Source organism: Lysinibacillus sp. NPDC093190, from assembly GCF_050280425.1.
Lineage (GTDB): Bacteria > Bacillota > Bacilli > Bacillales_A > Planococcaceae > Lysinibacillus.
This window is the reverse complement of the sequence record NZ_JBNNVG010000034.1, coordinates 13979-27708: the sequence shown is the minus strand read 5'-3', so window position 1 is coordinate 27708 and position 13730 is coordinate 13979. Positions and strand designations below refer to the sequence as shown.

Here is a 13730-nt window from a genome sequence, read left to right as displayed (position 1 = left end):
AGGATAAATGTGTAACTTTTCTAAAAAAACTATTTTTGGCGTAAATAAGATAATCTATACGAAAATAATGCATTTCTTATTCAAACATGGCAATTAAATCTTCTTCTGTAATGTAACTTTCTCGTGGTTTACTGCCTCTTGCCTCAGACACAAAGCCATGCGATTCCAACATATCGATTAACCGAGCAGCACGATTATAGCCAATATGGTATTTACGCTGAACCAAGGAAGTAGAAGCTCCTCCCTGCTCATAGACAAATCGACATACATCCTCAAACAGATCATCTTGTTCAGCGGAAACCTCCGTCTTCTTTAAAAGTTCCTCTTGATCGAATATATAATCAGGCTCTCCTTGCTCACGAACATGCTCAATAATCGCTTCAATTTCATCATCAGTCACGAATGTACCCTGCAAACGCACAGGAGCAGACATACCATTACCCAAATATAACATATCACCTCGTCCAAGTAATCTTTCTGCACCTTGCCCATCTAAAATAGTACGCGAATCGATTTGTGAAGATACCGCAAAAGCAATACGTGTAGGAATATTAGATTTAATAAGCCCTGTAATAACGTCAACAGACGGTCTTTGAGTTGCAACAATTAAATGGATACCACAAGCACGTGCCTTTTGCGCAATACGACAAATCGCCTCCTCTACATCTGCAGGAGACATCATCATTAAATCTGCCAATTCATCAATGACAATTAAAATATACGGTAATTTTAAGCTATGTTCATTATTTTTATCCGCAATTGCATTATAACGTGTAATATCACGTGCACCTGCATGCGCAAATAACTGATAACGACGCTCCATTTCCTCCACTGCCCATTTCAGTGCGGCTGTAGCAGCCTTCACATCTGTAATGACTGGGCTGACTAAATGTGGAATATGATTAAACGGTGCTAATTCTACCATTTTAGGATCGATAAGCATCAGCTTTAATTCATGTGGTGCAGCTTTATATAATAAACTAACCAAAATCGAATTGATACAAACCGATTTACCAGAACCTGTAGCTCCGGCAATTAAGCCATGTGGCATTTTTCGTAAATCAATGGTTACTGGCTTCCCTGTTAAATCCAGACCCAATGCTGCTTCTAACGGTGAATCTGACTCGAGGAAAGAAGGACTATTTGTCACTTCTGATAATCGAACAGCGCGAGATACACGGTTCGGTATCTCAATGCCAATTGAGCTCTTCCCAGGAATCGGAGCTTGGATGCGGATGTCTTTCGCTGCCAGTGCAAGTTTCAAATCATCTGATAGATTGCGGATTTTGCTAACCTTCGTACCATGACTCACTGTTATTTCAAATTGTGTCACGGCAGGTCCTTGCATAATGGATTCTATTTGAGCTGAGACTTGGAAATAAGACAAAGCTTCGACCAACGTATCTCCCTGTTGCTCCATCCACTCAGTATCCTGTGTTTTTTCCTCAGGTGGCTCTAAAAACTCATCATCTGGCTTTTGATACACATGAACAGGTTTTCGAGGTGTTTCTTCTATTACTTGATCTTCCACTAATGTTTCATCTAATACGGAAGATTGCTCTGGATATTTTCCTGTATCAATAGGATTCTCCTCGGGAATAACTACATTTTCGTTTTCGGTAGTAAGTTCCTGTTCAGTAGTTTTTTCAACATCCATTTCAGTAGTTGCTGAAATTTCGTCGAAGCTGTCGATATCAATCACTGTTTTTTCTAATGTCGATACATTTGACATCGATGTTACTGGTGCCATTGTAATGACTGATATACTCTCTGTTGCAGCATTGAATGGAGCAAGATTTTGATCAGAAACCTCGTTTTCCTCCGTCGTTTGTGATGCTATTTTATTGTCCGTCTCTAACTCACTAATCACTAAATCTATAGATTGTTGAAATTCTTTATCGGATTGCACTAATTGATGGTCTGCCTCCAAATTAATAAGCTCAGAAGAAGGCTCCTGTTCCTCTTGGCTCTCCTGTTCCTCTTGGCCTTTTTCAACAATTGTTGGTGTCAGCTTCGTATTTTTAAATTGCTTTTGTTGGATTCTCCATTTTTCTTTATCAGTTTTTAGCATTAAAACATTAAATGGAATGCCACTTTTTTCTTTCTTTTCTATAGATTGCTCTTCTAAAGATTGTTCTTGCAATACATCTTGCACATCGTCTTCATTCATTGAAGGCTGGACTACTGTAACTTCACCAATGTGGATGGTAGAATTTTCAATTTGCAATTGTTCTACAACTACTTCTTTTACACGGATTTCTGATTGATCAGCTGAAAGTTGTTCAACATTCAGCTCATGCTGAACGGCTTCTTTCACTTGGTCTTCAAATTCTACGGCAAAAGAAGTTGTTGGCAGCACAGGTAATTCCGACTCCGTTTTATCACTAGGATGATTTGTTTCGTCTAATTGATCATCAAAAGTAATCGGTTGCTTTGCTGGTGCTTCAATTGATTCAGGGATTTCAAACTGTTCAGGTCCATCTTTCTGAACTGCGCAAATAGGCTCTCTTTCTTCTAGTATATTTTCAATAGCCTCATTTGTTGTCGCTTCTTTTAAAGACTTAGATGCTGTAGGTATTTCTAACTCTTTTTTGTCATGCTCTTCCTTCCGTTTCTCCAATAACTGCTCAATTGGGCTCGGCTTAGAAAAACCATAGACTGGTGACGGAACATCACTTGGTACAAAACGCTTGCGATTTTCAGGTAAACCAATTTCATCTGTCTTTTCTACTTGATAATTCGAAGCTTTATGCGAAATCGGTAGCTCATTTTGCGCATCTCGAAAAACAAGACTTGCTTTTGAACGATTCTCCTGTTCGGGCTGACTTCGTGTAATCGTCGTTCTACCGGTTCTCTTCGTTCGATTTGCTAATAATTCTCGAATGCCTGAAACCTCAATATCATAAACACTCGAATCCACAATATGATTTTTTAAATGCCTCGGTAGCGATAAATCTTCAATTTGTCCGGAGTATGCATCGTCCATTTGATTGAATGCTTCTTTTGATGATGGTGTTGATGGTGGAGCTGAAAATTCCTCATCCTCAATTAACGGAAAACGAAAAGTTTTTTGCTTTGCTACAGTTGTTTCTTTAAATGAATGCAGCTGCTCAGATTGTTCTTCTTCATAGTCTTCATAAAACTCTTCATATTCGTAATCATTGTCATCTTTATTTATAAATTTATTCATTTGTTTTTTTAACCAATTCACATTGTTCACTCATTTCTCTTACACTTCATTTATAGCATTGTCTTAGTTCAATAAAAAACTACAATGTCTATAACAAAAAGCATACCATAAAAATGTTATAGAAACTTGCATTTAGAGGCTCATTCTAGACAAAAAAATCGTTATGTTACTAGCATATTAGTAGCATAACGATTTTAAGTATATATAATCAATTTTGTCTTGGCGTTAATTGTGCTATCTCACAGAAAACACTTGTCGCTGCGCTTTCACACAGCTAAAGAGTGCTTCCGAAGGCTTTATCTAGCTGGCGTTTCAAACGCACTACCAGTTATCGCATCTTCTGATAACACTAAAATCCCTTTTTCAGAAGGTGCATTTGGTATTGCTAATTCGCGTGCTGAACATAGCATACCGTAGGATTCAACACCTCGTAAATTCCCCTCTTTAATAAGCATTCCAGAAGGCATTACTGCACCAATTTTGGCTACGACAACCTTTTGACCTGCTTCCACATTCGGTGCGCCACATACAATTTGTAATGTTTCTTCACCTACGTTTACAGAACAAATGCTTAGTTTATCAGCATTTGGATGCTTGTCCTTTGTTTCTACATAACCTACGACAAATTTTGGAGAAAAATCTACATTAAGGCTGATTACAGCTCCATTTTTTGCAATAGCTGCTTCTAGCTGTGCTACTAATTCTGGAGTAACCTCAACTAGACCTTTTGCATCAGTTTGAATATAATTGCTAGCATTAAATAAATTAAATGCTTTAATTTCTCCTGTTTGTGCTTCCTTTAAAATAGCGATATCACCTGCACGTTCTACCTCTGTTTTCACGATTGATTCTGTCGCTAATTGTACTAGCAATACATCTCCTACATGCTCTTTGTTGTAAAATACATTCATTGTTTCTCTTGCTCCTTTTTAACTCTGTTTTTTGCTAATATAAAGATTGGTTCTAGCTCTCCATCTTCATAAATAAAAGATAATGACGTAATCGGTACTGTACCGACAGCGAAGAAATGCATCGTCATCTGCGCTAATACATCATACCCTGTTTCATTACGAATATCACCTACTATTAATACATCCTGATGTGGCACAGATAACGTCATGTCACCCTCAATGTTAGTTTGCATTTCTTTCAAAAAGCTTTCATTTAAAATGCGACTTGCATCGTAGCCATCATTAGCATTAACAAAATAGAAAATATTCCCTGCAACTTCATCTTTCTTATAAACAGTTGGTAGTTGCTTAACAGAAAATCGTGCCATTTCACGAATTTGCTCTACTGTTAATTGTAGTACCTCTAACATGGATTCATCAATAAAACGATAGGTTTTTCCTAAATCAAGCGCATAAAATATACGAGTTTCAGCTGTATGTTCAGTAGTGATGAATGCATGTCCCTCCTTCGAGGCTTGAGGGTAGGATGTTGCGCGAATAACTGGATAAATTTGTGTAGTAGTTTGGAATCCTTGTTCCACCTCTTGCTCCATAGCATTAAAGGTTTGCTCGATTGTATAAACGACTTCATCGATTGCAGCGCCTTGCTTATCATTATATTTTGTTAAAATGCCTGGTAGAGATAGCTCCATCCCTTTACCAATCTTTTTATGGTTTAAGCGTAATTTATCGTGCTTTTTATCAAATTCAAAATCAAACTTATCTTCATTCAATCGTTGTTTTAATAGGGACACAAGTTGTTCTGATTCAATTTGTTTCACGTAGCTCACATCCTTTCTTCAAAATCAATTTAGTTTTGGCGTAAAACCCGCTGTCGCGCATTTGGTTATCCGTCGAAAATGAATTACATCCTTATTTAACTCATCAACTATAGAGGTAGGAGTCGATTGTAGCTTAAATGCTAAATGAAGAGAAAACGGCTCACATGTTTGTGAACCGTTCTGTTCAAAACTATCCAATTATTTAATCTTAACCGAATGAACGATTTTCGTCATCTTGTGTAAATTATTTTTAATATGTTTTGCCTGAGAAATGGTCGTCATCTTTACATCACCGCTACTTACAATAAGCTCAAATTCATTTTCGTGAACGGTTTTTGAAACAACTGCAAAGCCAAAAATACTATCCTTAACTATTTTAAAGTTGCAACATCAAAAGACACTACTCATGGGCTAATGTAAATAAATATTGGCCAAGAAGAAGCGAGACTATATGTTCGAACATCATCTGACGACTTACTAATCCTTGTGTGAAAACACCTACAGCTCCCGCACCTTGTCGGATATCTAGACGTTGTGTATATTGCTCCATTACAGGCCCAAGTTCCTTCCCAGCTCTTATTTCCTGGGCAATTTCTTCTGGTAATATAATTTGTGCGCCAGCAGCTGTATAGGTTGTGCCATTTGATACTGTAAGTGCTCCCCAGTTACAAACATACATAACACCATCAATTTCAGTCACTCCACCCTCTAGTCCAAACGATAATTGCGCATCCGTCTTATTGATGGCGTTTTTCGAACGGTTTATTGCTCCCAATCGTGTTTCTTCATGAGTCATCGGTTGCTCAGAAACTTGTGAAGCAGCCTTAACGTAGGTGAAATTCGGTTTATCAAAATATTTTCTAGCTATAACTTCAACTGCCTCTATTTTTGCTTTGTTTGTTGTACCAATAGCTATATTCATTTTTCAAATCCCTCTTTCTTTGCATAGAAAAAGATGCCCCTAAAGGCACCTTCTAACTTCTTTCGGGTGTTACTTTACACATTAGCGCGAATCGTTGCTAATGTCGAACGATCTGCTTTCTTCACTAGTTCCACAATTAAAGCTTTTGCAGCTGCATAGTCATCAATATGAATGATTGACGCAGATGTATGAATATAGCGTGAGCAAACACCAATTACTGCACTAGGAACACCGTCATTTGCTGTGTGAACACGACCTGCATCCGTACCACCTTGTGATACAAAATATTGATAAGGGATATTATTCGTTTCCGCAGTATCTAAGATGAATTCACGCATACCTCTATGTGTAACCATCGTACGGTCAAGAATACGTAATAATGTCCCTTTTCCAAGCTGACCAAATTGATTTTTTTCACCTGACATATCATTTGCAGGTGAAGCATCTAGAGCAAAGAATAAATCTGGTTTAATCATATTTGCGGATACTTGAGCACCTCGTAGACCAACTTCTTCCATTACATTGGCACCTGAATATAAATGTGAAGCGAGCTTTTCATCCTTTACTTCTTTCATCAATTCAATTGCCAATCCACAGCCATAGCGGTTATCCCAAGCTTTGGCCATAATTTTTTTCGGATTGGCCATTGGTGTAAATGGGCAGACAGGGATAATGGATTGACCCGGACGAACGCCAAGTGCAATAGCATCTTCTTTATTATCTGCGCCAACATCTATTAGCATATTTTTAATATCCATCGGTTTTGAACGTTCAGCATCTGTTAATAAATGTGGTGGTATTGATGAAATTACACCAGGAATCGCACCATTTTTGGTAAACACTTCAACACGTTGCGCTAGCATAACCTGGTTCCACCAGCCACCTAATGTTTGAAAGCGGATCATCCCGTTATCAGTAATAGAAGTAACCATGAATGCCACTTCATCCATATGGCCAGCAACTAACACTTTTGGTGCATCAGCAACTTCACTATGCTTCACACCGAAAATACCCCCTAAATTATCCTGAACGATCTCATCTGAGTACTTTTCCAACTCAGAACGCATGAACGCACGTACTGCATGTTCATTACCCGGAGCGCCTGGTAATTCCGTTAATGTTTTGAATAATTGTAATGTTTCCTCTTTCATGATGACTCTCTCCCCACGAAGTAGAATATTCTTCCTTGCCCATTGTAACATATTTATCTATATTCAGCAGAAGACCCCCATTTTTCAATAAGTAGCGAGATAAAGGAGAGTGTAGTTCATCTTCAAAGGTTATCCTAATTTTCCTGAAATATTTATCTATGCGAAAGCGAAGCGGCAGCACAATTGCGCCAAGGCGAAATCGATTTTCAAATTCGAAATATTGATACATTTCCTAAAAAGTGCTAAAGTGTGAACGTGCATTCACTCTGTATGCTATGTTAAAATGGAGCTATAGAAAAAGGAGGAAAAAAGCATGAAATTACGTGATTTTTTAATTGGTGTTGCTACTGGCCTAGCTGCCGCAGTCATTGTTAAAGAAGCAAGTGAAAAGGTTTCTCCGTATGTACCTGCAGGACAAGTACTCGAAAACATAAAAAAGGAATTTAAAAAGGATTCACCGATTGACGGTTCTTGGATTTTTATGAAAACAGACAATTTCTCAAACGGCATTATGACTATTCCAGTATACCGTGGAGGTATCTCTCGTTTGCATGAAGGCGAAATGCAAACATTTGAATTTGCTGCTGACGCTCGCTCAGGTGTTGTAGTAGAGCTCACAGAAGTATAACGTTACTCAACAATACACGAACAAAAATTATAGAACCCTACAAAAGAAGCCATCTCATTTATTGGAGATGGCTTCTTTGTTTTACTCAGACAATCCTTTATTGTTGAAGTATTTTTTATATTTTCGATAATAATTTAAATTATTTAACGTTAGTTTCACCCAACGTTTCGCATTCATATCTTGATTAAAGTAAAGAGAGTTTGTATATTTCCCTTCACGAATTAATTTTTTAGCTTCTAGTTTAAGCTTTTCATTTGATGCATATTTGAATAGTACACCCTTAGGAATGATCATCCATAAATGCTTGTCCTGAACATAAGTTACTTCCTGTTCAATATTTAACATATGGTCATCAGCTACATACTTCATTAAATTATGACCACTTGCTGTTACATAATAGCTAGAGCGGCCATTACGTAAGTTAATTTCAAACAACTTATACTGTTTGTCACGCATATCGTATTTCATATCGAAGTTAGCAAAACCTGTATAACCGATATCCTCTAAGAAGACGCGTACTTGGTCCATTAACTCTTTATCGTATGTTGTAACAATGGCTGCATAACTACCGATCCCTTCAGGTGAGTGCTCCTCTAAGATTGGGTTTCCAAGACACATTAGCTTCACTTTGCCATCTTTCCCTACATACGCATTTAATACACGCATATAAGAATCATCACCTGGAATGAATTCTTGAATAATCATTGTATCCTGATAAGTTGAGCTATAGATTGCTTTTAAAATAGCTGTTTTTTCTGCTTCATCATGTGCAACGAATACTTTTTTCTTACCTGGGAATTTACATGCCCAGTATTCCACCGAGTTTGATGCTTTTAAAATAATTGGGTAATCAAATGGTGGTGTAAAGTTTTCGTAATTGTCTGCTGTTACAGTTGTCGTACCTGGATATTTAAAATCGTACTTATCACACATTTTATAGAAATTTTCTTTTAATAAAATTTCATCCATAAGTGATTCATCAATGTATGGTACTGTAAAATGTTCCTGCAATGCTGGTTTATTTTTGATAATAAGCTTTGCATAATCATCTCCACAAGCTAACAACAGTAGTTTTTTATCCGTATATTTTTTTGCGACCTTTGCAAGTGCAGGTGCAAATACATCCTGTTCATTTAAGCGATCAATCTCTTGGAAATTTATAATATGACTATCTTGCGTTGCCGTTAAATGTGAACGCCCTAATACAAGTGGTTTAATACCATATGCCTCATAAAATGCACGTGCCATACCATATGCATTCATATCTGATCCTAGTAATACTGGTAAAAATGGTTGCTCAGTTGCCATGTAATTTCAACTCTCTTTTGTGTTTTAGTATAGTTTTTAGTGTATCATATTTTCCAAGATGTTCACGAGAAAAGTGTCAAAAAAATGGGGTACAATTAAGCACATCTTCAAAACTTTAAGTTGATTTCTGTTCCTACTATGCAACTACAATAGCTTATATCACTTAGCTTACGTTTGCATAAAACAATAGGCGAAGTTACGTTTTATCACTATAAATTAGAGTGATATACCAGAGATACATACTTTGTTAAGCGTTTGATTGGAGTGGAGACTGGGCGACTCCTCGGGGATTAGCGTCACAGATGAGACCCTGGAGCGAGCAGATAGGGGAACGAAGGCTAAAACCATCACGTCCTGTGATAACGCCTTCGTGACCAACTTCATGTTGGCCCAAGCGGCTCATCGGACGCCCCCAGGAAGCTTAGCTCTGTGCGAAAGCGTAGTGCTAACGTAGCGGCAGCAACAAAGCGCCCAGTCGAACGGAAATCAAACCCTAGTTTTGCCAAAGAGCAATACTTTATTTAATTACCTTAATTTTATTAACACAATAGTTTTCAACACGATGAAAAAAAACGTGCGAACACAAAAGGTTCACACGTTCTATTTATTAGAATGTAATAACAGCTTGTCTGCTGCGTTCTAGTTTATCTACAATTTCTTTACCTGTTTCATCCCATTTAATCATGCGGTAATACGCATCATGGTAGAAGATAAAGCCATAACCATTCGCAAGTGCTTCTTTCATTATGCGTTCCTTCGCAAAGACACTCGCCATTGGATAATCGTCATACGCTAAAACCCATAATGGATTTTGATGTGCATGTGTTGGCATAATATCTGCCATATGCAATAATACCTCGCCATTTTGAGTTAATTTTATAATGGCATGTCCATCACTATGACCACCCGTATGGATCATTTCAATACCCGAAGCTACCTCTAACGTACCTTCATACGTTTCTACTAAGTGCTGAACTGGCTCCCAGTTTTCTTTCCAATACGTATTTTTCGAGCGAATATTTGGCTCACGCATTTCATCCCACTCGATTTTCGTTACAAAGATTTTTGCATTCGGGAATGTTGGTACAAGTACATCATCTTCCCATTGCGTTAGACCTCCAGCATGGTCAAAATGTAAATGCGTCATTAATACTGCATCAATATCAGCTGTTGTTAATCCAAGCTCCTGTAAGCTAGCCGCTAATGTTGATTCCTCAGTAACCCCAAAGTTACGTAGCTGTTTTTCATTTAATTTGTTAAAGCCAACGCCTGTATCAACAATATAGTTTTTACCTTCATACTGAATTAATATTGGTTCAGTTGGTAACTCGATTTGATTTTTTTCGTTGACTGGATATTTGCGTGACCAAAGTGGTTTTGGTACAACACCAAACATAGCACCGCCATCAAGGCAAGTGACACCCCCGTTTAGCCATGATAATGACATTTTGTGAAACTTTAACTCATCCATCCATACTCCCCCTATTTAGTAAAGAATTGCGATTCTAGACGATAAATTGGCTGTCCTTTAGCAGAAAATTTCTCCTCATATTCAGTCATAACATTATCTTCAGGCATATTCGCATGTAGGTCGAGTGATACATACTTTAGTAACATACCATATTCAGACATACTCATTAATGAATACTCAAACAAACCACGGTTGTCCGTTTTAAAATGGATTTCCCCGTCATCCACTAAAATCGACTCATATAATTTCAAAAAACCCCCGTGCGTTAAACGTCGCTTAGCATGGCGCGTTTTTGGCCAAGGATCTGAGAAATTCAGATATACACGATCTACATCATTTTTTTCAAAAAATTTATTTAAATCTGCGCCATTTACTTTTAATAGTCGTAAATTCGCTGGAGATTTAGCCTCTAAAATTTTTTCCAATGCACAAACAATTACACTGTCATAAAGCTCAATGCCAATATAATTTATATCCGGATTTTGTAAGGCCATACCTGTGACAAATTGACCTTTCCCAGTACCTACTTCAATATGTAATGGGTTGTCATTTCCGAAAACAGCCTGCCAATTTCCTTTAAAGTCTTCAGGTTTTGGAACAATCACCTCTGGATGATTCGTAAGCATTTCCTCCGCCCAAGGCTTATTTCTTAATCTCAATTTTTTTCCTCATTTCTTTCTCGTGAAATTATTAATTTTTTATAGTATAACGTATAACCATAAAATTCGCATGAAATTATTGCGAAATGATATTTTTCAGACTCATCGCTATAACGTAGGGTTGATTTCCGTTCCGACTGGGTGCTTTGTTGCTGACGCTTCGCTTTCGCACAGATAAAACATTTGTTGCTGTCGCTTCGCTTTCGCACAGATAAAACATTTGTCGCTGTCGCTTTCACACAGAAAACATCCGCTTCGCTCCAGGGTCTCGGGCCAACAGATGTTTTTTGCGCGAAAGCGTAGTGCTAACGAAGCGGCAGCAGCACGATGTTGGTCACGAAGGCGTTATCACAGGATGTGATGCTTTTAGCCTTCGTTCCTCTATCGCTGATCCCCAAGGAGTCGCCCAGCCTCCACTCCAATCAACTTTTATGCATAGCATAGTTTAACAATTGTCATCCCTAATTTTTAGTGATTGGCCATTTTTTTATGTTCCTTTGATATAACCTGCCAAGCATTACGTTGCACTGTACAATGAATATTCGTTCCCTCTCTAATTTCTCCAATATAGTTACCATCCGTATGACAATCAACATCATTTGCTTGCACGAAAATGTTAAATTGATTGCCTTGCAAAAAAGTAATCTCTTTAAATTTTGTATGTTTTTCAAAAAACACAGTAACAAATACTAGCAGCAATTTAAGTCGTGAAATACCGTGAACGATTGTTATTTCGATTAGTCCATCATCAGGTTTCGAAGAAGGGGAAATTTTCATACCCCCTCCGAAATAAGGTTGATTGCTCATCGCAACAAACCATGCCTGCTGAAATCGCCATTCTTTATTGTCAGTACGAATAGTTACATCAAAGCGTCTAAAGCTAAATAGCCCTCTTATAACAGCCGCAGCATAGGATAGCTTGCCGAGCCCTATTTTATTGAGGTAAAACTTTAAACGGGATTTATTAATACGTTTTGTGACAAATGCATCAAAGCCCACTCCAGCATTATTGACAAATAACTCGTGCTGTGGATCTCCAAACTGAACGGCACCAACATCCATTGGGAGATTAGCCATTTCTGTTTGTATATAGCTTTCAATTTGAAAAGCATTTTGAAATGTAGTAAAGTATCGTGCGAAATCATTCCCAGAGCCCGCACGGACTACACCAATCACTATAAATTTATTATGTACAACACCACTAACAACCTCATGTATTGTGCCGTCACCGCCAACAATAACAATTAATTTTTTTGTTTGAATATCTTGCGCCCAATTTTTTGCAAGTTCCTGTCCATGTCCCTCATATTCTGTAAAGGCGACTTCATAGTTCATTGTTAAATGCTGTTGAAGATGATGCCAAACTTTCTTACCTTTGCCGTGCCCTGCTGCTTCGTTCACTATAAATAATACTTGCATTCACTAATCCCCAGCTGGTTGAGAAGATTGCTGCCAAATATCTCGATTAAAGGATGTTGTTTGTACATTGTTTAAAATCGTTTGAGAAGAACGAATTTGCATATGTTTCATAGGAGAGGATACTTTCCTTAAATGCTCCATCCACTCTCCATAATTTCGACGATCAACAAATTGAATTCCGTAAGGTGACCCTGGATAATCGAAATAGCCATTCTGTGTTAAAATAACCTTGCGAATCGGCATATTTATATCGTCCTGTTTAAATAATTGAGTTAATACAGATTCCATACGATTTAAACTTATCATCGGATTAAGGACTTTTGAATCCTTCGTTCCTACTTTTTTTATCCAGAATCGCTCACTGCCTCCCACATAAACTGCTTGATTTTCCGCTTCTAGCACTGTTATACAAATACATTCTGTCGGTGACATTAGCACGACATCAAGCTCTATGGGTGCTTTTCTAATTTGTAAAATAGGATAATAAAAAAGCAAATAATTATCCGGTAATTTTTGTAACAAATTTCGTAGTAAGGGGTCACGCGTAAAACGAGGATCTACATACGACTTTTCTCGTAATGTTGAACTTGCCCATTTCATTTGGAAATGGAAAAATTGATCGATAAACATTCGTTTTAATTCATGAACAGATTGCGGTGCATAGACAATTTTTGGTTCAAACGTTAAAGTAGTTTCTTCTTCTGGTATGCTATCTTCATCACTCACTAGTTCATTCGTTATTTCTATTTGTTCAATGTCCTCATTTTCTTCCTTCTGACGACCTGCAAATATCTTTTTGAATAAAGAGAATCTCTCTTTTTCTGCGAAAGAATCATTTTCTGAATCGTCGTCGGTATGTTGCCACTCACTAATTTCTTCTCCTAACTCCCACTGTCGCTTAACACGCTCCCATTGACTTTTCTTTAAGCGTACAAATTGTGTTGGATATCTTGCTAAATCAATTTGATAGCGTGAAATATAATCTTGTATTTTCACCAATTGTGCCATGTTAAGGTCACTCCAATCTTACTCGCTCTATATCTAATTTGCTAATTTCACCACTATTGCTTGGAAGGTAAACCAATCACAATTTCAATTTCACCTTATAGCTTTCGCGTTGCTGAATATAGATAAATAGACATTTGCATTCATTACATCGACATTTGCTCTTTGACTTTAAATCCCGATAGTAATTATTCTGTAGTTATCCTTTATATTTTACATGACGTTTCATGAGAAAACATCCATAA

At 37.5% G+C, this 13730-nt stretch carries 11 protein-coding genes; 1 reads left to right on the top strand and 10 read right to left on the bottom strand.

Annotated elements, in window-relative coordinates; all coding sequences use genetic code 11:
* Positions 1-76: 76 nt before the first annotated feature.
* The 5 genes from ACQKOF_RS21200 to ACQKOF_RS21180 form a co-directional block, all read right to left on the bottom strand.
* The gene (locus ACQKOF_RS21200; RefSeq protein ID WP_427561389.1) at positions 77-3211 is read right to left on the bottom strand and encodes a DNA translocase FtsK; all 3135 of its coding nucleotides are present in this window, start codon (positions 3209-3211) and stop codon (positions 77-79) included.
* Between the two features lie 275 nt (positions 3212-3486).
* Positions 3487-4101, bottom strand: a complete 615-nt coding sequence (gene ytpR / locus ACQKOF_RS21195) for a YtpR family tRNA-binding protein (RefSeq protein WP_427561386.1) — start codon at positions 4099-4101, stop codon at positions 3487-3489.
* Positions 4098-4922, bottom strand: coding sequence for a DUF1444 domain-containing protein (locus ACQKOF_RS21190; RefSeq protein WP_427561383.1), 825 nt, complete (start codon positions 4920-4922; stop codon positions 4098-4100). Before ACQKOF_RS21190 ends, ytpR begins: the two co-directional genes overlap by 4 nt.
* A gap of 400 nt (positions 4923-5322) precedes the next feature.
* On the bottom strand, positions 5323-5844 hold the full coding sequence (locus tag ACQKOF_RS21185) for a DUF84 family protein (RefSeq protein WP_427561380.1): 522 nt from the start codon (positions 5842-5844) through the stop codon (positions 5323-5325).
* A 74-nt stretch (positions 5845-5918) separates the two neighbouring features.
* A complete protein-coding gene (locus ACQKOF_RS21180; RefSeq protein WP_427561377.1) occupies positions 5919-6995 on the bottom strand; it encodes a M42 family metallopeptidase in 1077 nt (358 codons plus the stop codon).
* A gap of 313 nt (positions 6996-7308) precedes the next feature.
* Here ACQKOF_RS21180 and ACQKOF_RS21175 point away from each other — a divergent pair, with 313 nt between their 5' ends.
* The gene (locus ACQKOF_RS21175) at positions 7309-7623 is read left to right on the top strand and encodes a hypothetical protein (protein ID WP_376071568.1); all 315 of its coding nucleotides are present in this window, start codon (positions 7309-7311) and stop codon (positions 7621-7623) included.
* Positions 7624-7704: 81 nt separating this feature from the next.
* On the opposite strand, the gene ACQKOF_RS21170 is transcribed toward ACQKOF_RS21175, so the two are convergent.
* The 5 genes from ACQKOF_RS21170 to ACQKOF_RS21150 form a co-directional block, all read right to left on the bottom strand.
* On the bottom strand, positions 7705-8931 hold the full coding sequence (locus ACQKOF_RS21170) for an ATP-grasp domain-containing protein (RefSeq protein WP_427561374.1): 1227 nt from the start codon (positions 8929-8931) through the stop codon (positions 7705-7707).
* Positions 8932-9538: 607 nt separating this feature from the next.
* Positions 9539-10402, bottom strand: a complete 864-nt coding sequence (locus ACQKOF_RS21165) for a YtnP family quorum-quenching lactonase (protein WP_427561371.1) — start codon at positions 10400-10402, stop codon at positions 9539-9541.
* Positions 10403-10413: 11 nt separating this feature from the next.
* The gene (gene trmB, locus ACQKOF_RS21160) at positions 10414-11061 is read right to left on the bottom strand and encodes a tRNA (guanosine(46)-N7)-methyltransferase TrmB (RefSeq protein ID WP_427561368.1); all 648 of its coding nucleotides are present in this window, start codon (positions 11059-11061) and stop codon (positions 10414-10416) included.
* 468 nt (positions 11062-11529) lie between these two features.
* On the bottom strand, positions 11530-12480 hold the full coding sequence (locus ACQKOF_RS21155) for a diacylglycerol/lipid kinase family protein (RefSeq protein WP_427561365.1): 951 nt from the start codon (positions 12478-12480) through the stop codon (positions 11530-11532).
* Positions 12481-12483: 3 nt separating this feature from the next.
* On the bottom strand, positions 12484-13488 hold the full coding sequence (locus ACQKOF_RS21150) for a nuclease-related domain-containing protein (RefSeq protein ID WP_427561362.1): 1005 nt from the start codon (positions 13486-13488) through the stop codon (positions 12484-12486).
* Positions 13489-13730: the final 242 nt, after the last annotated feature.

What these genes read in the sequence shown, in the direction of transcription:
- ytpR (WP_427561386.1), bottom strand. Translation starts at nt 4,101, where the DNA reads ATGAATGTATTTTACAACAAAGAGCATGTAGGAGATGTATTGCTAGTA.
- ACQKOF_RS21185 (WP_427561380.1), bottom strand. Translation starts at nt 5,844, where the DNA reads ATGAATATAGCTATTGGTACAACAAACAAAGCAAAAATAGAGGCAGTT.
- ACQKOF_RS21180 (WP_427561377.1), bottom strand. Translation starts at nt 6,995, where the DNA reads ATGAAAGAGGAAACATTACAATTATTCAAAACATTAACGGAATTACCA.
- ACQKOF_RS21175 (WP_376071568.1), top strand. Translation starts at nt 7,309, where the DNA reads ATGAAATTACGTGATTTTTTAATTGGTGTTGCTACTGGCCTAGCTGCC.
- ACQKOF_RS21170 (WP_427561374.1), bottom strand. Translation starts at nt 8,931, where the DNA reads ATGGCAACTGAGCAACCATTTTTACCAGTATTACTAGGATCAGATATG.
- ACQKOF_RS21165 (WP_427561371.1), bottom strand. Translation starts at nt 10,402, where the DNA reads ATGGATGAGTTAAAGTTTCACAAAATGTCATTATCATGGCTAAACGGG.
- ACQKOF_RS21155 (WP_427561365.1), bottom strand. Translation starts at nt 12,480, where the DNA reads ATGCAAGTATTATTTATAGTGAACGAAGCAGCAGGGCACGGCAAAGGT.
- ACQKOF_RS21150 (WP_427561362.1), bottom strand. Translation starts at nt 13,488, where the DNA reads ATGGCACAATTGGTGAAAATACAAGATTATATTTCACGCTATCAAATT.